General features: G+C 59.6%; 17 protein-coding genes, 2 tRNA genes and 1 pseudogene. 9 read left to right on the top strand and 11 right to left on the bottom strand.

Annotated elements, in window-relative coordinates:
* Window positions 1-2 precede the first annotated feature (2 nt).
* The gene (locus tag J1G35_RS25415; protein WP_223016336.1) at window positions 3-3,029 is read left to right on the top strand and encodes a multidrug efflux RND transporter permease subunit; all 3,027 of its coding nucleotides are present in this window, start codon (window positions 3-5) and stop codon (window positions 3,027-3,029) included.
* 54 nt (window positions 3,030-3,083) lie between these two features.
* Here J1G35_RS25415 and J1G35_RS25410 read toward each other — a convergent pair whose 3' ends face one another.
* The 5 genes from J1G35_RS25410 to colR all read right to left on the bottom strand — a co-directional run bounded on the left by J1G35_RS25410 (window position 3,084) and on the right by colR (window position 6,854).
* Window positions 3,084-3,311 (bottom strand): hypothetical protein, encoded by a 228-nt coding sequence (locus tag J1G35_RS25410; protein ID WP_053135684.1) that lies wholly within the window; start codon window positions 3,309-3,311, stop codon window positions 3,084-3,086.
* Complete coding sequence (locus tag J1G35_RS25405) at window positions 3,308-4,027, bottom strand: lipopolysaccharide kinase InaA family protein (RefSeq protein WP_053135681.1); 720 nt, start codon at window positions 4,025-4,027, stop codon at window positions 3,308-3,310. Before J1G35_RS25405 ends, J1G35_RS25410 begins: the two co-directional genes overlap by 4 nt.
* 4 nt (window positions 4,028-4,031) lie before the next feature.
* Window positions 4,032-4,715, bottom strand: a complete 684-nt coding sequence (locus tag J1G35_RS25400) for a class I SAM-dependent methyltransferase (protein ID WP_223016335.1) — start codon at window positions 4,713-4,715, stop codon at window positions 4,032-4,034.
* A gap of 185 nt (window positions 4,716-4,900) precedes the next feature.
* Window positions 4,901-6,181 (bottom strand): HAMP domain-containing sensor histidine kinase, encoded by a 1,281-nt coding sequence (locus J1G35_RS25395; protein WP_053135675.1) that lies wholly within the window; start codon window positions 6,179-6,181, stop codon window positions 4,901-4,903.
* Window positions 6,171-6,854: a two-component system response regulator ColR gene (gene colR / locus J1G35_RS25390; protein ID WP_027605482.1), complete on the bottom strand. Its 684-nt coding sequence runs from the start codon at window positions 6,852-6,854 to the stop codon at window positions 6,171-6,173. Before colR ends, J1G35_RS25395 begins: the two co-directional genes overlap by 11 nt.
* Window positions 6,855-7,055: 201 nt before the next feature.
* On the opposite strand from colR, the gene J1G35_RS25385 reads away from it, so the two are divergent.
* Both J1G35_RS25385 and J1G35_RS25380 read left to right on the top strand, forming a co-directional pair.
* Entirely contained in the window at window positions 7,056-9,005 is a 1,950-nt protein-coding gene (locus J1G35_RS25385; protein ID WP_223016334.1) for an LTA synthase family protein, read from the top strand.
* Window positions 9,006-9,056: 51 nt separating this feature from the next.
* Complete coding sequence (locus J1G35_RS25380) at window positions 9,057-9,776, top strand: phosphatase PAP2 family protein (protein WP_223016333.1); 720 nt, start codon at window positions 9,057-9,059, stop codon at window positions 9,774-9,776.
* A 73-nt stretch (window positions 9,777-9,849) separates the two neighbouring features.
* Here J1G35_RS25380 and groL read toward each other — a convergent pair whose 3' ends face one another.
* From groL to J1G35_RS25355, 5 genes are all read right to left on the bottom strand, one after another.
* The gene (groL, locus tag J1G35_RS25375; protein ID WP_053135665.1) at window positions 9,850-11,496 is read right to left on the bottom strand and encodes a chaperonin GroEL; all 1,647 of its coding nucleotides are present in this window, start codon (window positions 11,494-11,496) and stop codon (window positions 9,850-9,852) included.
* 50 nt (window positions 11,497-11,546) lie between these two features.
* Window positions 11,547-11,843 (bottom strand): co-chaperone GroES, encoded by a 297-nt coding sequence (locus tag J1G35_RS25370; RefSeq protein WP_003175874.1) that lies wholly within the window; start codon window positions 11,841-11,843, stop codon window positions 11,547-11,549.
* Between the two features lie 247 nt (window positions 11,844-12,090).
* The gene (locus J1G35_RS25365; protein ID WP_024077215.1) at window positions 12,091-12,567 is read right to left on the bottom strand and encodes an FxsA family protein; all 477 of its coding nucleotides are present in this window, start codon (window positions 12,565-12,567) and stop codon (window positions 12,091-12,093) included.
* Between the two features lie 66 nt (window positions 12,568-12,633).
* Window positions 12,634-13,365: a DUF2470 domain-containing protein gene (locus tag J1G35_RS25360; RefSeq protein WP_053135663.1), complete on the bottom strand. Its 732-nt coding sequence runs from the start codon at window positions 13,363-13,365 to the stop codon at window positions 12,634-12,636.
* Between the two features lie 94 nt (window positions 13,366-13,459).
* Window positions 13,460-14,467: a DUF481 domain-containing protein gene (locus tag J1G35_RS25355; protein ID WP_053135660.1), complete on the bottom strand. Its 1,008-nt coding sequence runs from the start codon at window positions 14,465-14,467 to the stop codon at window positions 13,460-13,462.
* 177 nt (window positions 14,468-14,644) lie between these two features.
* Between J1G35_RS25355 and J1G35_RS25350 the strand changes: the two are divergent.
* From J1G35_RS25350 to J1G35_RS25335, 4 genes and pseudogenes are all read left to right on the top strand, one after another.
* Window positions 14,645-14,975, top strand: a pseudogene (locus J1G35_RS25350) (MGMT family protein); the annotation flags it as partial.
* 43 nt (window positions 14,976-15,018) lie between these two features.
* On the top strand, window positions 15,019-16,551 hold the full coding sequence (locus tag J1G35_RS25345) for an AmpG family muropeptide MFS transporter (protein ID WP_053135654.1): 1,533 nt from the start codon (window positions 15,019-15,021) through the stop codon (window positions 16,549-16,551).
* 155 nt (window positions 16,552-16,706) lie between these two features.
* Window positions 16,707-18,422 (top strand): proline--tRNA ligase, encoded by a 1,716-nt coding sequence (locus J1G35_RS25340; protein WP_053135651.1) that lies wholly within the window; start codon window positions 16,707-16,709, stop codon window positions 18,420-18,422.
* Window positions 18,423-18,442: 20 nt separating this feature from the next.
* A complete protein-coding gene (locus tag J1G35_RS25335; RefSeq protein WP_053135648.1) occupies window positions 18,443-19,396 on the top strand; it encodes a hypothetical protein in 954 nt (317 codons plus the stop codon).
* 69 nt (window positions 19,397-19,465) lie between these two features.
* On the opposite strand, the gene dinB is transcribed toward J1G35_RS25335, so the two are convergent.
* Window positions 19,466-20,524, bottom strand: coding sequence for a DNA polymerase IV (gene dinB / locus J1G35_RS25330; RefSeq protein WP_223016332.1), 1,059 nt, complete (start codon window positions 20,522-20,524; stop codon window positions 19,466-19,468).
* Window positions 20,525-20,804: 280 nt separating this feature from the next.
* Here dinB and J1G35_RS25325 point away from each other — a divergent pair.
* Both J1G35_RS25325 and J1G35_RS25320 read left to right on the top strand, forming a co-directional pair.
* A tRNA-Met gene (locus J1G35_RS25325) sits at window positions 20,805-20,881 on the top strand.
* A gap of 207 nt (window positions 20,882-21,088) precedes the next feature.
* Window positions 21,089-21,165: transfer RNA gene (locus J1G35_RS25320), tRNA-Met, on the top strand.
* Window positions 21,166-21,173 lie beyond the last annotated feature (8 nt).

The raw sequence follows: 21,173 nt of genomic DNA, 5'->3' as shown, positions 1-21,173 counted from the left end.
CCATGAAGTTCACAGATGCCTTTATCCGCCGTCCGGTACTGGCCATGGTGGTCAGCCTGCTCATTGTGTTGCTCGGGTTCCAGGCCTACAGCAAGCTGCCGTTGCGCCAATACCCCAGTATGGAAAACGCCCTGATCACGGTGACCACCGCCTACCCCGGCGCGAATGCCGAAACGATCCAGGGCTATATCACCCAGCCCTTGCAGCAAAGCCTGGCGAGCGCCGAGGGCATCGACTACATGACCTCGGTGAGTCGCCAGAACTTCTCGGTGATCTCGATCTACGCACGCATCGGCTCCAACAGCGACCGCTTGTTTACCGAGTTGCTGGCCAAGGCCAACGAGGTGAAGAACAAACTGCCGCAGGACGCCGAAGACCCGGTGCTGAGCAAAGAAGCAGCCGACGCCTCGGCACTGATGTACATCAGTTTCTCCAGCCAGCAGTTGAGCAACCCGCAGATCACCGACTACCTGTCGCGGGTCATCCAGCCCAAGCTTGCCACCCTGCCCGGCATGGCCGAAGCAGAGATCCTCGGCAACCAGGTGTTCGCCATGCGCATCTGGCTCGACCCGATCAAACTCGCCGGCTTTGGCCTCAGCGCCAGCGACATCACCGACGCCGTACGCCACTACAACTTCCTCTCCGCCGCCGGTGAGGTGAAAGGCGAGTTCGTGGTCACCAGCATCAATGCCAACACCGACCTCAAGTCGGCCGAGGCCTTTGGTGCCATCACCGTCAAAACCGACGGTGACAGCCGCGTGCTGCTGCGGGATGTGGCGCGGGTGGAAATGGGCGCGGAAAACTACAACGCCATCAGCTCGTTCGGCGGCACACCCTCGGTGTATATAGGCATCAAGGCCACGCCCAGCGCCAACCCGCTGGACGTGATCAAGGAAGTGCGCAAGCTGATGCCGGAGCTGGAGTCCCAGCTGCCGCCCAACCTCAAGGCAGAAATTGCCTACGACGCGACCCTGTTTATCCAGGCGTCCATCAACGAGGTGGTCAAGACCCTGTTTGAAGCGGTGCTGATCGTGATCGTGGTGGTGTTCCTGTTCCTCGGCGCATTGCGTTCGGTGGTGATTCCGGTGATCACCATCCCGCTGTCGATGATCGGCGTGCTGTTTTTCATGCAGTTGATGGGCTACTCGATCAACCTGCTGACCCTGCTGGCGATGGTGCTCGCCATCGGCCTGGTGGTGGACGATGCAATCGTGGTGGTGGAAAACATCCATCGCCATATCGAGGAAGGCAAGACGCCTCTGGATGCGGCGCTGGAGGGCGCTCGGGAGATCGCCCTGCCGGTGGTGTCGATGACCATCACCCTGGCGGCGGTGTATGCGCCCATCGGTTTTCTCGAAGGCCTCACCGGGGCGCTGTTCAAGGAGTTCGCCCTGACGCTGGCCGGGGCGGTGATCATCTCTGGCATCGTCGCCCTGACCCTGTCGCCGATGATGTGCGCACTGTTGTTGCGTCACGATGAAAACCCCTCGGGCCTGGCCCATCGCCTTGACCGGACGTTCGAAAGCCTCAAGCGCCGTTACCGGAGCATGCTGCATGGCACCCTGAATACGCGGCCGGTGGTGATCGTGTTTGCGCTGATTGTGCTATGCCTGATCCCGGTGTTCCTCAAGTTCACCCAGTCGCAACTGGCTCCCGACGAAGATCAGGGCATCATCTTCATGATGGCCAGCGCGCCGCAACCGACCAACCTGGACTACCTCAACACCTACACCGACGAGTTCATCAAGATCTTCAAGGAGTTCCCGGAGTACTACGCGTCGTTCCAGATCAACGGCTTCAATGGCGTGCAATCGGGTATCGGCGGTTTCCTGCTCAAGCCGTGGAACGAGCGCAGCCGTACCCAGATGCAAATCCTGCCCGACGTCCAGCACCGCCTGGAGCAGATCCCGGGCCTGCAGGTGTTCGGCTTTAACCTGCCGTCCCTGCCGGGCACAGGCGAAGGACTGCCGTTTGGCTTTGTGATCAACACGGCCAACGATTATGAATCCTTGCTGGAAGTGGCCAACCGCGTGAAAAAACGTGCGATGGAGTCGGGCAAGTTCGCCTTTGTGGACATCGACCTGGCCTTCGACAAGCCGGAGGTCGTGGTCGACATCGATCGCGCCAAGGCTGCGCAGATGGGCGTGTCGATGCAGGACCTCGGCGGTACCCTGGCGACCTTGCTGGCCGAGGCGGAAATCAACCGCTTCACCCTCGACGGACGCAGCTACAAGGTGATCGCCCAAGTGGAGCGCGCTTACCGCGACAACCCTGACTGGCTGAATAACTACTACGTGAAAAACACCCAGGGTGAACTGCTGCCACTGTCGACCCTGATCACCCTCACCGACCGCGCCCGGCCCCGTCAGCTAAACCAGTTCCAGCAACTCAACTCGGCGCTGATCTCCGGTTTTCCCATCGTGAGCATGGGCGAAGCCATCGACACCGTGCGCCAGATCGCGATTGAGGAAACACCACCGGGCTATGCCTTCGACTACAGCGGCGCGTCGCGGCAATTTATCCAGGAAGGCAGCGCGCTGTGGGTCACGTTTGCCCTGGCCCTGGCGATTATCTTCCTGGTGCTGGCGGCCCAGTTCGAAAGCTTCCGTGATCCGCTGGTGATTCTGGTGACGGTGCCGCTGTCGATCTGCGGTGCGCTGATCCCGCTGTTCCTGGGCTGGTCGAGCATGAATATCTATACCCAGGTGGGGTTGGTGACGCTGATCGGCTTGATCAGCAAACACGGCATCCTGATCGTGGAATTTGCCAACCAACTGCGCAAGGACAAGGGCCTCAGCCCGCGTCAGGCGGTAGAGGAAGCCGCGGCGATTCGCCTGCGGCCGGTGTTGATGACCACCGCCGCCATGGTGTTCGGCATGGTGCCATTGATTCTCGCGACCGGCGCAGGCGCGGTGAGCCGGTTTGATATCGGCATGGTGATCGCCACGGGGATGTCGATCGGCACCTTGTTCACACTGTTTGTATTGCCCTGTGTTTATACGTTGCTGGCCAAGCCCGATAAGGTTTGACGGACAAAAAAAGGGCCTCGCATCGCGAGGCCCTTTTCGGGGGTTTGAATCGTTTCAACTCTGCGGCCTCATGCCTTGAGACATGCCAAACATGAACAGCAACAGCTCATGATCAGGCTTGGCCGCCACACTCGCCTTGGCGACGCGCGGCAACAGGCATTGCGCGCCGCCTTGCACCGCGCTGAGCACTTGTGTGCGAGGCTGCTCCCACGCTGCCAGGGCCAAGGCAGCAATGCCCATCGCCCCGACCAGGAACAAACCTCGTGCTATTTCTAGCTTCATTTGAGTAAACCCTTGATAGCGCTGCCAAACGCCGCCTCGTAAAAGTAGCTGAGTTTTTCCCAGTCGGTGCTGTTCCACGACGAATGGCGGCGCAACTGCAACATGTCATGGGAAGCAGCCCGATAAGCCGTCAAGCGCTGGCGGCATTTCTCGAAATCCAGCAGCGCCACTTCCACCTGGGCAGAGTCGCCCTCGCCCGTGACCCGCACGAAAATGTGCTTGATGTACAGGCAGCCGTGCTGCCAGCGCCCTTTGTGCATACGAGCCAGGGTGCCGGCCAACTCTTTGAGCAAGCGTTCGTGCACTTGCTCGCCGTACTGTTGGCGACCACCGGCGGCGTACCAGTTTTCAATTTCGTCGAAGCCGTCGAGGGCGGCAGTCACCAACAGTGCCTTCCAGCGGTGCTCGGGGTCACGGCGTGCTTCACAAAAGACCATTTCGGGGACACGTACATCCAACCCCCGCAGGCCCATTAGAGCATCACGCTCGCGCAGCACCGTGGGGCGTCCAAACGGGTGCAGCCAACTGCGGTAGATATGGCCTGTCTGGCGCTTGCTGTAGAGCAACCGGCCATTGGCACTGAGTACGCGCTGTACACCACTTTCACCGCCACGCCGGCGATTGGGTTCTTCGACCCATTCGCCTTGCTGACGCCAGAAATAATCGAAGCGTTCTTCGGGAGCTACGTGACTGCCTGCTACGCACTCAACTGCCATCCTGTTACCTCTTGCGCAATACATACACCCGCCACATGGCGTAGAGCGGTATGAAGTCCAGGGATTCCTGAACACGGAAGCCGGCTTGCTCAAACTCTGCTTCAACAGTAGCAGCCGGTAACACAAATCTATTTTGGTAACCTTCCTGCTCACCTTTACTGCGACGCCGCCCTTCAAGACGCTTGCGTTTCCAGGCTTTGAAATTGCCATCGACCCACAGCGAAATGATTACGCTATCGCGGGTAACCCGCTGAAACTCCCGCAAAACTGCCTGCCGGTGCGCTGGATCACCAATGTGGTGGAGCAGACGCATACAGAAAATGCTGTCGACCGAGTTATCCGGCAAATCGATATCGAAGGCAGATGTCTGCAAGGGCCGTACCCGTTTCACCACTTCGGCGGGTTGGGCGGCCGTCGCTACCTTCAACATCGATGCCGAATTGTCGGCGCCGATGATCACGCGGTTGGGTTTTTCCGCCAGCAGCGGCCAGAAACGCCCGGCGCCGCACGGCAGGTCCAGCACCAGGCCAGGCTCACCGGCCATCGCCAGCGCACCACGGGCCAGTTGCTCGTCGCGTTTGTGGGACAACCGGCGAGCCAGATTGTCCTGATGCTTGAGCAAATATTCGTGGGCATGCTGGTCGTCATACTTATCGGAAAATTCGAGCTTGATCGGGGTAGGCATCAACGGATCTCCAGTTACTGATGCCTACAACCTTAAGCAGCGACCTGTGATCAACAGGTCAACCCGTTGTGAAAAACTTGTCCTGTCCAATCTCATACATTTCAAGACTTTACAGAAACAAGCAATATCATCGGGCCATGTTCGCCGATTTACGGGGATCTCTGGCAGGATAACGGCAGTGGGAACGGTCAGGCGTTAACCTGACTCAATTGGACATGAAAGCGACAGCCATGGGGCTCCATGGTGCTGAGGGTAACGCTCCAGCCCTGGTTCTCGCAGATGCGCTGAACCAGCGACAACCCCAACCCCAGGCCCTCACCGCGCTTCTCACTGCCGCGTACGAACGGCTCGAACATCGCTTCGCGCTTGTCTTCGGGAATGCCAACGCCGCTGTCTTCCACCACAAACCCGGTGGGTTCCAGGGTCAGGCGGATAAAGCCACGCTCGGTGTAGTGCAGGGCATTGCGCAACAGGTTGCCCATCACGGCATGCAGGAAGGTGGCGTTATAGCGGGTCTCCAGCGGGTTGCCCGGTTGGTAGATCAACTCCAGGCCCTTGTGCTCGATGGGCTCACGCCAAATGCCGAGCAGGTCATCAGCCACCTGCAACAGGTTGGCCTTGGGCGACATGCTGCCGTCGTCATGTTGGGCACGGGCGAGCATCAGGAAGGTCTGGACCAGCTCACGCATTTCTTCACAGGCACGGGCGATGCGCTCGACCTGGTTACGCCCACGCTGATCGATGGCGGGGTTCTCCAGCAGCAATTCGCAGGAACTGGCCAGCACCATCAGCGGCGTGCGCAGTTCGTGGCTGACATCGCTGGTAAACAACTGCTCGCGGGACAACGCCTGACGCAGGCGCCCCAGCGTGGCGTCGAAGGCCACGGCCAGTTCACCCACTTCGTCGGCCGCGTAGTCCGGTGCCAGCGGCGGCGCCAGGCCCAGCAACTGGTCGCGGTGCCGCACCTGGCGGGCCAGACGTACTACCGGCGCCATCACCTTACGGGCCAGCACCCAGCCGAGGAACACTGCCAGCGCCAGGCTGAGCACGAAGCCCACCAGCACCACGGCAAACAGCACGCGCTCGCGCTCTTCGAAATCGCTTTGATCCTGCAGCAGCACATAGCGCCGACCGTCGACCACTTCGACCATCGCGTGGTACGACAGCGCCTCGCGAAACACTTCATGAAAACCGGGTTCCAGATGCCGCAGGTCCTTGGGCAATTCAAAATCGCCGGGGCCACCGCTGAAGTAAAACAGCTGGTCCGGCTCGGGCCGATGCCGCCAGTCCTCAACAGTGTCCATCAGCAGCAGGCGTTGCAAGTCACCGCCCAAGCCTGCCGAGATCAACTTCTCTTCCACCAGGTGCACGGTCGCGACGATGCCCATGGCGAAGGCCCCCGCCACCAACGCACTCATCAAGGCAAAGGCAATGATGATCCGCTGGGCAAGGCTTTGCTTAAACTCCATCACGGCCCTCGGCCAAGCGGTAACCCACACCGTGCACCGTTTGCAGCAACGGTTTGGCGAACGGCTTATCGATCACTTGGCGCAACTGGTGGACGTGGCTGCGCAGGCTGTCGCTGTCCGGGCAGTCATCGCCCCACAGCGCCTCTTCGAGCACTTCCCGACGCAGTACGTGGGGACTTTTCTGCATCAAGACCGCGAGCAGTTTCAGGCCGACCGGGTTGAGTTTGAGCAGGCGCCCTTCGCGAGTCACTTCCAGGGTATCGAGGTCGTAATTCAGATCGGCCACTTGCAGGGCGCGGCGACCGCCGCCTTGGGCACGGCGCAGCACGGCTTCGATGCGCGCGGCCAATTCCGACAGGGCAAACGGTTTGAGCAAATAATCATCGGCGCCGGACTTGAAGCCCTGCAGCCGGTCATCCAACTGGTCGCGGGCGGTGAGCATGATCACCGGCGTGTCGCGGCGGGCGTCTTCACGCAGGCGTTTGCACAAGGTGTAGCCATCGATGCCAGGCAGCATGATGTCGAGCACGATCAAGTCGTAATGCTCGGTGGCGGCCAGGTGCAGGCCCGACAAACCGTCCTGCGCACAGTCCACGGTGTAGCCTTTTAGCCCCAGGTAGTCGGCCAGGTTGGCCAGAATATCGCGGTTGTCTTCAACCAATAGAATTCGCATGGGCAGTGTCTCCGTACGCGGTAACGGCCGTGTTGGCTCGCGCAGCTTAAGGCCAAGTGTGGCTCAGGGATAGAGCTGAGAGGTCCGACGATAAAGGTTTTCAACCTTGCACAGAGTTGAACAAGTTTTTCACTATAGCTTCACAAACTGACTACAGTGTCAGGCAGAAGATCGCCACCCATTGATATAAGGAACATAGACATGGGTTTTGTCAAAACAGCGCCAATGCGCTATTTGCTGCTGGTAACCGGTGCCTGGCTGGTTATTTTCCTGCTCACTCGCAGCGTGCTGCTCATCACTCACTTGGACGAAGTCGGCGGCAACCTGCTGCCGGTGTTTGGCGTGGGCCTGCTGTACGACCTGGGTTTCCTGGCCTATGCGGCACTGCCACTGGGCCTGTATTTGCTGTTGTGCCCACCCGCGCTATGGCGCCGTCGCGGCCACCGCTGGTTCCTGCAGGCGGTGCTCACCGTCAGCCTGTTCGCCATGCTGTTTACCTCGGTGGCCGAGTGGCTGTTCTGGGATGAGTTCGGCGTGCGCTTCAATTTCATCGCCGTCGATTACCTGGTGTACTCCGATGAGGTGTTGAACAACCTGCTGGAGTCTTATCCGATCGGCAAGCTGTTGAGCCTGCTTGCGATGCTGGCCATCGTCTTGAGCCTGGCCTTGCGCAAGCCGTTCAATGCAGCGATGAGCGCCCCACTGCCGGCGATGCGTGGTCGCCTGGTGAATGCCTTGGCGCTGCTGGTCGTTGCCGGCCTCAGCCTGCAACTGATCAGCCAGGACAGCCCGCGAGCCCAGGGCGGCAACGCCTACAAGAACGAACTGGCCAGTAATGGTCCGTATCAGTTTTTCGCCGCATTCCGTAACAACGAACTGGACTACCCGCAGTTCTACAAAAGCCTGCCCATCGACGTTGTCGCCAAGCAGTTGCGTGCAGAACTCAGCGAACCCAACGCCCGCTTTATCGGCCAGGACCCGCTGGATATCCGCCGTGCCATCACCAATCCGGGCACGCTGCGCAAGCCCAATATCGTGCTGGTCACCATCGAAAGCTTCAGCGCCAAGTACATGGGCAGCAACGGTGATGAACGCAACCTCACGCCCAACCTGGATGCACTGCGCAAACAGAGCCTGTATTTCAATAATTTCTATGCCACCGGCACCCGCACCGACCGTGGCCTGGAAGCGATTACCCTGGCGATCCCCCCTACGCCTGGGCGCTCGATCGTCAAGCGCATTGGTCGTGAAAGCGGCTTCGCCAGCCTGGGCCAGCAACTCACGGCCGTCGGTTATGACAGCGTGTTTGTGTACGGCGGGCGCGGGTACTTCGATAACATGAACGCGTTTTTCAGCGGCAACGGTTATCGCGTCGTGGACCAAAGCAGCGTGCCCGAGTCGGAAATCTCGTTCAAGAACGCCTGGGGCATGGCTGACGAGGACCTGTACAACCAAACCCTGAAACTGGCCGACGCCGACTACGCCAAGCAGCAGCCATTTTTGCTGCAACTGATGACCACTTCCAACCACCGCCCTTACACCTACCCGGATGGGCGTATCGACATCAAATCCGGGAATGGCCGCGACGGCGCGGTGAAATACACCGACCACGCCATCGGCCAATTCCTGCAAGCCGCCCGTCAAAAACCGTGGTTCGATAACACGATCTTCATCTTCGTCGCCGACCACACTGCCGGCAGTGCAGGCAAGGAAGACCTGCCCATCACCAACTACCAGATTCCGCTGTTCATCTATGCGCCCAAGCTGATCGACGCACGGGAAAGCGCACAACTGGCCAGCCAGATCGACCTGGCGCCGACGCTGCTGGGCCTGCTCAACCTGAGCTACGAATCAACCTTCTTTGGCCGCAACCTGCTGCAGGACAACCCACTGCCACCTCGGGTCGTGGTCGGTAACTACCAGCACCTGGGGTTGTTCGACGGCAAGGACCTGGCGATTCTCAGCCCTCGCCTGGGCCTGCGCCGCCACGACCAGGCCCTCGGTGAAAGCCAGGAGTTGCGGGTCGGCAGCGATGACCCGTTGATCCAGCGGGCGATCACCTACTACCAGGCCGCCAGCTATGGCTTCAAACAACAGTTGCTGAGCTGGAGAGCGCCCAAGGAAGAGGCCCCGGCACTGAGCACGCGCTAACCAAAACGTCCCGTACAGGTCAGTACGGGACGTTTTTCACCAGGGTTCACCATGCGAACCACCCCCGCCGTACCGGTCTCCAAACCTCTCAACTTATGGCTCTGCCTGGGCATCCCCGGCGGCGCTGCGCTTCTATTGCTGTTGCTGGAACTGACCTCGCTGGACATGGATCTCGCCAAGCTGTTCTACAACGGCGCGGAGGGTGGTTTCATCGGGCGTTACAGTTTCTTCCTCGAAGACATCCTGCATGACCGCGCCAAACAGTTGGTCATCCTGTTCTCGGTCTTGGCGATCCTGGGATTTGCCGGCACATTTATCCTCCGGCGGCTCAAACCCTATCGGCGTGAACTGGGCTGCCTGGTGCTGTCCCTCGGGCTGGCAACCGCGTTTGTCTCTCCGCTGAAAACCATCACCGGCGTCCAGTGCCCGTGGAGCGTCCAGGAATTCGGCGGTCAGGAAACCTACAGCAAACTGCTGAGCCCTCGCCCACCCACCGATAAACCCGGACGCTGCTGGCCTGGAGGTCATGCCGCCACCGGGTTCGCCGTGTTCGCCCTGTTTTTTGCATTACGTGACCGACAGCCGCGGATGGCGCGCGGCGCATTCATCTTTGCCGTCGGCTTGGGCAGCGTCTTTTCCGTCAGCCGTATGATGCAAGGCGCCCACTTCTTTTCCCATAATGTGTGGACGGCGATTTTCTGCTGGCTGATCTGCCTGGGGCTGTATTGCCTGTTGCTGTACCGGCCATCCACGCGCGCAACGCCCACCTGAACCCAAGGCCCACAAAAAAGCCCCGCCTGCATCACTGCAGGCGGGGCTTTTTCAGTACTGGGGTAAGGCTGGCTTACATCATGCCGCCCATGCCACCCATGCCGCCCATGTCTGGCATACCGCCGCCAGCCGAGCCTTCAGCCTTTGGCTTGTCAGCGATGGCAGCTTCGGTGGTCAGGATCAGTCCACCGATGGAGGCTGCAGCCTGCAGCGCGGAACGAGTCACCTTGGTAGGGTCCAGGATGCCCATTTCGATCATGTCGCCGTAGACGCCAGTCGCAGCGTTGTAACCGTAGTTACCTTTGCCGTTCTTGACTTCGTTGACCACAACGCTTGGCTCGTCGCCGGAGTTGGCAGCGATCTGGCGCAGCGGTGCTTCAACAGCACGACGCAGTACAGCGATACCGACGTTCTGGTCAGCGTTGTCGCCGGTCAGGTTAGTCAGGGCTTCCAGAGCACGGATCAGCGCAACGCCACCGCCAGGTACCACGCCTTCTTCGACGGCTGCGCGGGTTGCGTGCAGGGCGTCTTCAACGCGGGCTTTCTTCTCTTTCATTTCAACTTCGGAACCAGCGCCAACCTTGATCACTGCAACGCCACCGGACAGCTTGGCCAGACGCTCTTGCAGTTTTTCACGGTCGTAGTCCGAGGAAGTCTCGGCAACCTGGGCACGGATCTGAGTGATGCGCGATTGGATGTCGCCTTCAACGCCAGCACCGTCAACGATGATGGTGTTTTCCTTGGAGATGGTCACGCGCTTGGCGCTACCCAGGTTTTCCAGGGTGGCGCTTTCCAGGCTCAGGCCGATCTCTTCGGAGATAACCGTACCGCCGGTCAGAACGGCGATGTCCTGCAGCATGGCCTTGCGACGGTCGCCGAAGCCTGGAGCCTTGACGGCTGCGACTTTAACGATGCCACGCATGTTGTTCACAACCAGAGTCGCCAGGGCTTCGCCTTCAACGTCTTCGGAAACGATCAGCAGTGGGCGGCCGGCTTTGGCAACGGCTTCCAGCACTGGCAGCATTTCGCGGATGTTGGAGATCTTCTTGTCGACCAGCAGGATCAGCGGGCTGTCCAGCTCGGCAACCATGGTTTCCGGCTTGTTGACGAAGTACGGGGACAGGTAGCCACGGTCGAACTGCATGCCTTCAACAACCGACAGTTCGTTTTCCAGGCCAGTGCCTTCTTCAACGGTGATCACGCCTTCTTTACCGACTTTTTCCATGGCTTCGGCAATGATGTCGCCGATGGAGCTGTCGGAGTTGGCGGAGATGGTGCCTACCTGAGCGATTGCCTTGGTGTCAGCGCAAGGCTTGGACAGGTTTTTCAGCTCAGCAACGATGGCGATGGTCGCCTTGTCGATGCCGCGCTTGAGGTCCATCGGGTTCATGCCGGCAGCGACGGCCTTGTAGCCTTCGTTGACGATTGCCTGAGCCAGAACGGTAGCGGTGGTGGTGCCGTCGCCTGCGTCATCGTTGGCACGGGAGGCAACGTCTTTGACCAGCTGCGCGCCCATGTTTTCGAAACGGTCTTCCAGTTCGATTTCTTTAGCGACGGAAACGCCGTCCTTGGTGATGGTCGGAGCGCCGAAGCTCTTCTCGATGATCACGTTACGGCCTTTCGGGCCCAGGGTCGCTTTTACTGCGTCAGCCAGGATGTTGACACCGGTGAGCATTTTCTTGCGGGCGGAATCGCCGAATTTAACTTCTTTAGCAGCCATGATCGATATTCCTTAAATACTTTGTAGTAACGGGAAAATGAGCGGGGAAATCAGTCTTCCAGTACGGCGAGAATCTCGTTCTCAGCCATTACCAGCAGGTCTTCGCCGTCGACTTTCACAGTGTTGCTGCCGGAGTAAGGACCAAATACAACCTTGTCACCGACTTTAACGGCCAGCGCACGTACGTCACCGTTTTCCAGAGTCTTGCCTGGGCCTGCAGCGACGATCACACCGTGGTTGGCTTTTTCAGCAGCCGAACCTGGCAGAACGATACCGCCAGCGGTTTTCTTTTCTTCTTCGCTGCGACGGATTACGACGCGGTCGTGCAGAGGACGAAGCTTGCTCATTGTCGATCTCTCCTAATTGTGTTTTTCATCGGCCGGTATCGGTACCGGCTGGTTGTATTCCGGCGGTGCCGGTCGCGGTTCGCTGGGCGAAACGCGGAAGTCTGTCTGGTGTCGCCACCAGAAACCTTGCGGTGACCGTTACATAAGGGCGCATAAGCTTATTACAAGGGGCCGAAGATGATTTTTTTTGCGTCTGTTGGCCCATAAAAGCAACACGGCACCCGAAGGTGCCGTGCCAGTGAAGTGGTTATTTGCTGTCGCGGTGTTCGAACTCGCCTTCGATCACATCGCCTTCACGCCCCAACGGTTGGCGCGGAGCCGGACCGCCACGGGGTTGCAGGTCGTCGGCGAATGCACGTTGGCGAATCGCGGCCTCTTCGGCGCGCTGGCGCATTTTTCCGGCCAGCAGCTTGCGGGTGAACGGCAGCAACATCACCAGGCCCACGACGTCGCTGATAAAGCCCGGCAGGATCAACAGGCCGCCTGCCAAAGCCATCATCAGGCCTTCGAGCATGGTCTGGGCCGGCAATTCGCCGCGATTCAGGCTTTCACGGGCACGCAGCGCCGTGGCCAGGCCGGCGACGCGCAGTACCAGGACGCCGAGCATCGAGCCGAGAATGATCAGCAACAGGGCCGGGAAGAACCCGATCGCACCGCTGACTTGAACGAATACGAACAGCTCCAACACCGGGAACAGCAGAAAGAGCAATAAAAAAGGGCGCATCAAATGGTTCCTCAACGCAAGAATGCCTTGCCAGTCCACCTTAGATGACGTCGCCGTTTCGTGAATTCAAGCGTCAGCAGCGGCTTTTTTCGGCCAGACCTCGGCGTGAGCCAATGAAACCAAGGCTTCGCGCACTTGTGTCGGCGTGTTGCAAGACTCGGCAAATGGCAGCCAATGCAGGGATTGGCCGATACGCAGGTGCATGCCTTCGCTATCGATGCCGGCCAATTGCGCGGGTTCGACGGTCGGCAAGCCGGCCAACTCGACGTAATGGGCAATGGCCTTGGTGTGATCGCTGTTCATGTGTTCGATCATGCTGCGCTCGCCCTTGCCCGCGAAGGGGTTGGCCAGGGTCAACTGGTCGAGCCAATGAATCGCGCCAAACCCGCCGATGTAACGGTGGCGTACTGGCTTGAGCACCCAGAAATCGAAATCGTGGGCCTTGTGGTAGTTGGCCGACTCTGGAAAGTAGCGGTAATAGCGCTCGGCGGCGGCCTCGATGGCGGCGCCTTCCTGCAGTTTCTCGGCTTCTGCCAGGTAGGTCAGGCGCCCCACCGCCTGCACATCATCCGCTTCGCGCTCGCCGACCAGCAGCGAGCACTTCGGATCCTTTTGCAGATTATGGGTGTGCTGGGCGATGCGGCTGATCAGGATCAGTGGGCGGCCCTGCTCGTCCAGGCAATACGGCACGACCGACCCAAACGGGAAGCCGGGCATGGCTTTGGACAATGTGGAGAGAGCCCCACGGTATTCCTTGAGCAACAGCTCTCGGGCGTTCTTGGCAACGTGCGCGCTCAACGTATGACTCCTCGGGTATTCAGCCGCCCATGGCATATGGGAATGGATCTCAACACAAGGTAATCAATCTGCGCGCCGGTTGCCAGCGCCTCTCTTACCAGGCCACACCGAACCCTGCGGTGTAGCGGGTCTTGCTCAGGCTGCTTTCCGAATCGCCACTGATCACGTCGCGCTCGGCCTTGAGGTTGAGCGACGCCCACTCGGTGACTTTGTAGCGCAGGCCCATCTCCGCATCCAGGGAGTACTCCGCCGGACCGTCGATAGGTTTGCCCACCTCGCCATTGGTGAAGAACTCAACGGTCTTACCCACCAGGTAGCGGTTGTAGTTCCACTTCATGGCCAACGAATAGAAGTTGTCCTTGCCGCCATCGGCGTATTCGTAATCGGTGCGGTTGACCAGCGAGCCGAGGGAGAACGCACCCAGTTCGTCATCCCAGAACTGGTAGCCCGGGCCGGTACCCACGGTGCGCTGGCGCGCCAGGTCTTCGACCTTGTCACGCTTATAGGTCAGGCGGCCCTGCCAGAACCAGTGCTCGGTGATGAAACGGTCCAGGTCATATTCCAGGGCCCAGTTGTCGGTGGTGGTGACGTCATCCTGGAATTCGCGGTTGTATTCGCCCTGGCCGGTATGGCGCCATTGGCCGTGGCGCGCAGTGGTCTTGAAGTCGATGTCGTAGTCGTTGGTGTCTTTTTCGGCGCGTTTGTAGTCCAGCGCCATGTCGACATTACCCTTCCACACCAGGTCTTCGATCACAGGCTTGGGCTTGATGATCTGCTGGATACTCGCCAGCTCGACGGTCTTCGGCGCCTCGCCATTGGCCAGCACCACCTTGCCATCGTCCGCTGCTTTTAAAGACTTGGCCTTCTCGCCGGTGTAGGCGTCCTGCTTGACCAACAGCTCCTGGTCGCTCTCCAGGGTTTTCACCTGTTTCCAGTCCACCGGAATGGCGCCCGCGTACTCGGTCTGGATCAGCAGCTTGCCACCGTCGAAGACCTTGATTTTGCCGGTCAGGCGGTCACCGTTTTTCAACCAGACGGTATCGGCCAACAGGGGCGTGGATGCACTGAAAACAGCGAGGCACAGCAGGGTTCTGGACAACATAAGCGGATAGGGAGCTCAAGATTGGCGAAAAAGGGCGATTATCGTGTTAGATAGCTAGGACTGACTCAAGTATTTATATTGAGTTCAATTCTCATCAGCATGATTACAGACATTTCTTACAACCATACCGACGATTTGAGCGGAAATACCCACAGTGACGCAACCTGCCGACGCCCCCCAAAGCCCCGCCGAGATGCGCCGCACCGCGCTGTACCTGACCCTGGCGCAAGTCCCGCCAGGGTGCGTGGTGAGTTATGGCGAGCTGGCGCAACTGGCCGGACTGGGGCGCGCGGCACGCTGGGTGGGGCGTACCTTGAGTCAGCTTCCCGAGGGCACGACATTGCCCTGGCACCGTGTGCTGGGTGCCGGTGGTCGGATAAGTCTGCCGGTGGGCAGCGCCTCAGGCGACGAGCAGCGGGCACGCTTGCGCGAAGAAGGCGTCACTGTCCGCAACAATCGCGTGGATATTCAGCGCCATGGCTGGCGCCCGGTAGAGCACAGCGGTTAGAGTGCGCGCTTTGTTTCCGTGAATCTGAGGCAGACTCCAGCCCATGCCCCGTAAAACCTGGCGCGCCGCGCTCGCCGCCTATGCCAGCCCCTCGACGTTAGTGCTGTTGTTGCTCGGCTTTGCCGCCGGCTTGCCTTACATGTTGGTGTTCTCGACGCTTTCGGTGTGGTTGCGTGAGGCCGGTGTGGCCCGCGAGACCATCGGCTATGCGAGCCTGATCGGTTTGGCGTATGCCTTCAAATGGGTCTGGTCGCCGCTGCTCGACCAATGGCGCCTGCCGCTGCTCGGTAAACTCGGACGTCGTCGCTCCTGGCTGGTGCTTGCCCAGTCGCTGGTGATCCTCGGATTGATCGGCATGGGCTTCTGCGACCCGCAGAAGCACCTGTCCTGGCTGATCGCCATTGCCGTGGTGGTGGCCTTCGCTTCGGCCACCCAGGACATCGCGGTCGACGCCTATCGCCTGGAAATCGCCGACGACAGCCGCCAGGCCGCCCTGGCCGCCAGCTATATGTCCGGCTACCGTATTGCCGCCCTGCTGGCTACGGCGGGTGCACTGTTCTTTGCCGAAGGCTTCGGCTCCACCGGCTTCAACTATAAGCACTCGGCCTGGACCGGCACCTATGTGCTGTTCGGCGTGCTGATGATCCCGGCGTTGCTGACCACCCTGTTCATGCGCGAACCCAATGTGCCACTGCGCACCCAGTTGCAGGCCGGGCGCTACAGCTTTGCCCATCAATTGATGTCGGTGTTTGTGCTGATCGTGCTGCTGGTCTCCGTACCCGCCATGTTTACCCAGCTGTACAACACCGACTTCGGTAGCGTGGTGTTCCATGACACCAGCTTCTGGGATCTGTTGATGGAAGACCGCGCCTTCCTGCGCGCCATCCTCTATATAACGCTTACCGCCCTGTGCCTCTCGGCAATGGGCCGTCGCGGCCTTGCGCCGGTGCTGACGCCGGTCAACGACTTTATCTTGCGCTACCGCTGGCAGGCACTGCTGCTGCTGGGGCTGATCGCCACCTATCGCATGTCCGACACGGTGATGGGCGTAATGGCCAACGTGTTCTACATCGACCAGGGTTTTACCAAGGATCAGATCGCCGGGGTCAGCAAGATCTTCGGCCTGATCATGACCCTGCTCGGCGCCGGCATGGGTGGCCTGCTGATTGTTCGTTTCGGCATCCTGCCGATCCTGTTTATCGGCGGGATCGCTTCGGCCGGCACCAACCTGCTGTTCGTGATGCTCGCAGACATGGGCCCGGACCTGCAGATGCTGATCTTCACCATTTCCCTGGATAACTTCAGCTCGGGCCTGGCCACGTCGGCGTTTGTGGCCTATCTGTCGAGCCTGACCAACCTCAAGTTTTCTGCCACCCAATATGCGCTGCTCAGCTCGATCATGCTGTTGCTGCCTCGCCTGATCGGCGGGTATTCGGGGGTGATGGTGGAGAAGTTCGGGTACCACAATTTTTTCCTGATCACCTGCATGCTGGGTGTGCCGACATTGCTGCTGATTGCGTTGCACTGGTATCAGGAAAATCGGCGGATTCGGTTGAATCCGCCCGCCGAAGACTGATTTTGGGGGCCCTTTAAAAGCCAGACCGCGGCGCCCCCATCGCGAGCACGCTCTGCTCCTACAGACAGCCCTAGATTCTGACGCCTGTACGCCGGCAGTTTGCGCCCGTACAATCCCAAGTCATTTCAAGTCCAAGCAACCGACAACGGCCTACCATGCGTACCAGTCAATATTTGCTCGCCACACAGAAAGAAACGCCTTCCGACGCGGTCGTGATCAGCCATCAGCTGATGCTGCGCGCCGGCATGATCCGCAAACTGGCCTCCGGCCTGTACACCTGGCTGCCCATGGGCTTGAAGGTGATGCGCAAGGTCGAAGCCATCGTTCGTGAAGAAATGAACGCGGCCGGCTCTCTGGAAGTGTTGATGCCGAGCACCCAACCGGCTGAGCTGTGGCAGGAATCCGGGCGCTGGGAAGAGTACGGCCCTGAGTTGCTGCGCTTCAAGGATCGTCATGGCCGCGACTTCTGCGCCGGCCCGACCCACGAAGAAGTGATCACCGACCTGATGCGCAACGAGTTGAGCAGCTACAAACAGCTGCCTCTGAACCTGTATCAGATCCAGACCAAATTCCGTGATGAAATCCGCCCACGCTTCGGTCTGATGCGCGGCCGCGAATTCATCATGAAGGACGCCTATTCGTTCCACGCCGATCAGGCATCGCTGCAGGTCACCTACGACCGCATGCACCAGGCCTACTGCAATGTGTTCACGCGCCTGGGCCTGAAGTTCCGCCCGGTTGAAGCAGACAACGGTTCCATCGGCGGTGCCGGCTCCCACGAATTCCACGTGCTGGCCGATTCCGGCGAAGACGATATCGTGTTCAGCAACGGTTCCGACTACGCGGCGAACATCGAGAAAGCCGAAGCCGTGCCTCGGGAAACGTCCCGTCCCGCCCCGGCTGAAGAACTGCGCCTGGTGGATACACCAGAGACCAAGACCATCGCGGCCCTGGTGGAGAAATTCAATCTGCCGATTGAAAAGACCATCAAGACCCTGATCGTGCACGCTGAAGAAGAAGGCAAGCTGATCGCCCTGGTGATCCGTGGCGACCACGAACTCAACGAAATCAAGGCGGCCCAGCAACCTGGCGTGGCCAGCCCGCTGGTCATGGCCAGCGATGCCGAACTGCGCGACGCCATTGGCGCCGGTGCCGGTTCCCTCGGCCCGCTGAACCTGCCGCTGCCGATCATCATCGACCGTTCGGTCGAGCTGATGAGCGACTTCGCTATCGGCGCGAACATCGACGACAAGCATTACTTCGGCGTGAACTGGGAGCGTGACCTGCCGGTTCCGACCGTAGCCGACCTGCGCAACGTAGTTGCCGGTGACCCAAGCCCGGATGGCAAGGGCACCCTGGAAATCAAGCGCGGCATTGAAGTCGGGCACATCTTCCAGCTGGGCAACAAGTACAGCAAGGCGATGAAGTGCGAAGTGCTGGGCGAGAACGGCAAGCCGATCACCCTCGACATGGGTTGCTACGGCATTGGCGTATCCCGTGTGGTTGCCGCTGCCATCGAGCAGAACAACGACGAGAAAGGCATTATCTGGAGTGACGCCCTTGCGCCGTTCCAGGTTGCCCTGGTACCGCTGCGTTACGAAACCGAGCAAGTACGCGAAGCCACCGACAAACTATATGCCGAACTGACGGCGGCTGGTTTTGAAGTGCTGCTGGATGACCGGGACAAGAAAACCAGCCCGGGGATCAAGTTCGCCGACATGGAACTGATTGGCATCCCGCACCGGATCGTGGTCAGTGACCGCGGCCTGGCCGATGGCAATCTGGAATACAAGAGCCGGACCGAAGCCGAAGCCCAACCGTTGCCGGTGGCTGACGTGCTGTCTTTCCTTCAGGCGCGTATTCGTCGCTGAAAACCAGATCAAGAGAAGTCATGTTCAAGCGAAACACCAGAGCCCTGGGGGGCGCCGCCTTGTGCGGCGCCCTGCTGGTCAGCGGCTGCGCCAATCAGATGTCGCAACGCAGCGAGCACGAGGAACGGGTCGAGCGTAAGTTGCTCGACCACAGCCTGCAGATCGATGTCGGCGAACCCAAAGTGCTGGAACTGCCGCAACGCCGGGTTCGTATTCACGAGCAGAAGACCTTTGAGGTCACCGAATTCGAAGTCACCCGTCGTTACGACCGCTACACGCCTTACCAGCCCTGGCGCAAACTCTATGAGATGCCCTTGGGTGCAGTGGCTTTGGTGGCGGGTGCGGGCGCCAACGTGGCGAACATCTTCGCCCTCGGCAACCTGCCGACCAGCATGACCCACGACTGGCTGACCTACGGCGTGGACGGTCTCAACCCGTTCATGAACGTGCAGTCCCATGGCCGTGCGCAACAGAACCTGGCAGGTATCGATGAGGTCCAGCGCGACAAGCGCGTGGAGTATTCGAGCCTGCCCTGGAGCGAACGCCCGGTGCAGGTCATCGCCGGCAAACAGACCCATGAGCTGACCACCGACCGCAACGGCGTACTGCGCCTGAACCTGTTGGACAGCCCGTTTGCCGAGCAGGACCTGAACCGCGTCACGACCTTGAAGATCAGCGTGGAAGATGGCCAGGACGACGTGCACTCGGACTCGACCCTGGCGATCAGCAGCACCCTGCGCGGCAAGTTGCTCGAAGCCCACGGCCTGATCTACGACGACCTGGAAGACGATGAAGTCAACCAGTGGGTGCACCGGGTCAAGCGCCTGTCGGAGCTGGGCCTGGAAGAAGAAGCCAGTGAACTGGAACAAAGCCTGATCGAACTGACCCGTAACGATCCCGAGTTGCAGCAGGAATTCCTGCAGGCGCTGACCAAGGATGCGGGGCGGTTAGTCGCAGATCCCGGAGCACGCTGAGACTTCGAAAACACTGTAGATCCAAATGTGGGAGGTGGCTTGCTCCCTCCCACATTTTGTTTCCGGTTTCTACCAAGAGAACTCTAACTGTTCGTTGCCGCCACTCAGGTCCAGCAACCGCACCCCAATCCCCAACAACCGCACCGGTTTCCCACCGCGATTAAACGCCTGGGTCATCAGTTGTTGATAACTCTCCAGATCCCGCGCCGCCCCCGCCTGCTCCAACGTCGTCTGGGTAAAGTCATGAAACTTCACCTTAACGAACGGCTTGCCCGCCTTATAGCTGCTGTCGATACGCGCCATGCGCCCGGCCAGGGTTTCCATCAGTTCGGGCAGTTTCGCCAGGCAACTTGAGAGATCCGGCAAATCCACATCGTAGGTATTTTCCACACTGATGGACTGCCGCCGGCTGTCGTTCTGCACCACACGGTCATCTATCCCACGGGCCAGGCTCCAGAGCCGCTCACCAAAACTGCCGAATTCACGCACCAGCGCCAACTTGTTCCATTCGCGCAATTGCAGGCAGTCTTCGATGCCCAGACGCGCCAGTTTGTCTGCCGTCACCTTGCCCACGCCGTGCAACTTGCTTACCCGTAGCTGCGAGACAAAGTCTTCGACCTGGTCCGGGGTGATCACAAACAGGCCATTGGGCTTCTTCCAATCGCTGGCGATCTTGGCCAAGAATTTATTCGGCGCCACACCGGCAGACACGGTGATGTGCAATTGGTTGGAGACGCGGCGGCGAATGTCTTGGGCGATGCGCGTGGCGCTGCCGCCAAAGTGCGGGCTGTCGGAGACGTCGAGGTAGGCCTCGTCCAGCGACAAGGGCTCGATCAGGTCGGTGTAGTCGCGAAAGATCGTCTGGATTTCCTTCGACGCTTCCTTATAAGCATCCATGCGCGGCTTGACGATGGCCAGGTCCGGGCAGAGCTTGAGGGCATGGCGCGACGACATGGCTGAACGCACCCCGTACGCGCGCGCTTCGTAGTTGCACGTAGCGATCACGCCCCTTCGATCTGCAGAGCCCCCCACCGCCAGGGGCTTTTGCGCCAGGCTCGGGTCATCGCGCATCTCGATGGCGGCGTAGAAGCAATCACAGTCGACGTGGATGATTTTGCGCTGCGTCATAGATAGAGGGGGTGTAATCCAACGGATGGGCAGTATCGCACTGACCCCTGTATATAGCACCAGTAGTTTGAATCTTCCGTCTGAGCGGTAGGAAATTTCCCAGATGAATTTATTTTTTCAATCGAAATCAGCGTCCCAATAGAGCTGAAACCCCTGGCCCGACTGGCCCGCGCGACTCAAATGGCTTCCCATGGAGAGCTAACCGATTGAACCACAAGCGCTTTTCTTCGATTCACAGGTTGACACACTCGCGATCCTCTGTAGAATGCCGACACACAGACGCGGGATGGAGCAGTCTGGTAGCTCGTCGGGCTCATAACCCGAAGGTCGTCGGTTCAAATCCGGCTCCCGCAACCAAACATCAAAAAAGGCTACTCGAAAGAGTGGCCTTTTTTGTGCGCATCTGTTTTGTGCTTGTACGAAAATTGTAAGACAAAAAAATCTTTACCCATCGCGCACTTACCTTCCGCAGCCGACCTTTACCGTTCATTTCACACTTATTTGACCCATCGGCTCATTAACGGTTGACACCTCGCCGCTTGGCTGTAGAATGCCGCCCACAGACGCGGGATGGAGCAGTCTGGTAGCTCGTCGGGCTCATAACCCGAAGGTCGTCGGTTCAAATCCGGCTCCCGCAACCAAACATCAA

This window comes from Pseudomonas sp. SH10-3B, assembly GCF_019891415.1.
In the GTDB taxonomy this organism is placed as follows: domain Bacteria; phylum Pseudomonadota; class Gammaproteobacteria; order Pseudomonadales; family Pseudomonadaceae; genus Aquipseudomonas.
The sequence above is the reverse complement of the archived record's forward strand: the minus strand, read 5'-3'. Positions and strand labels throughout refer to the sequence as shown.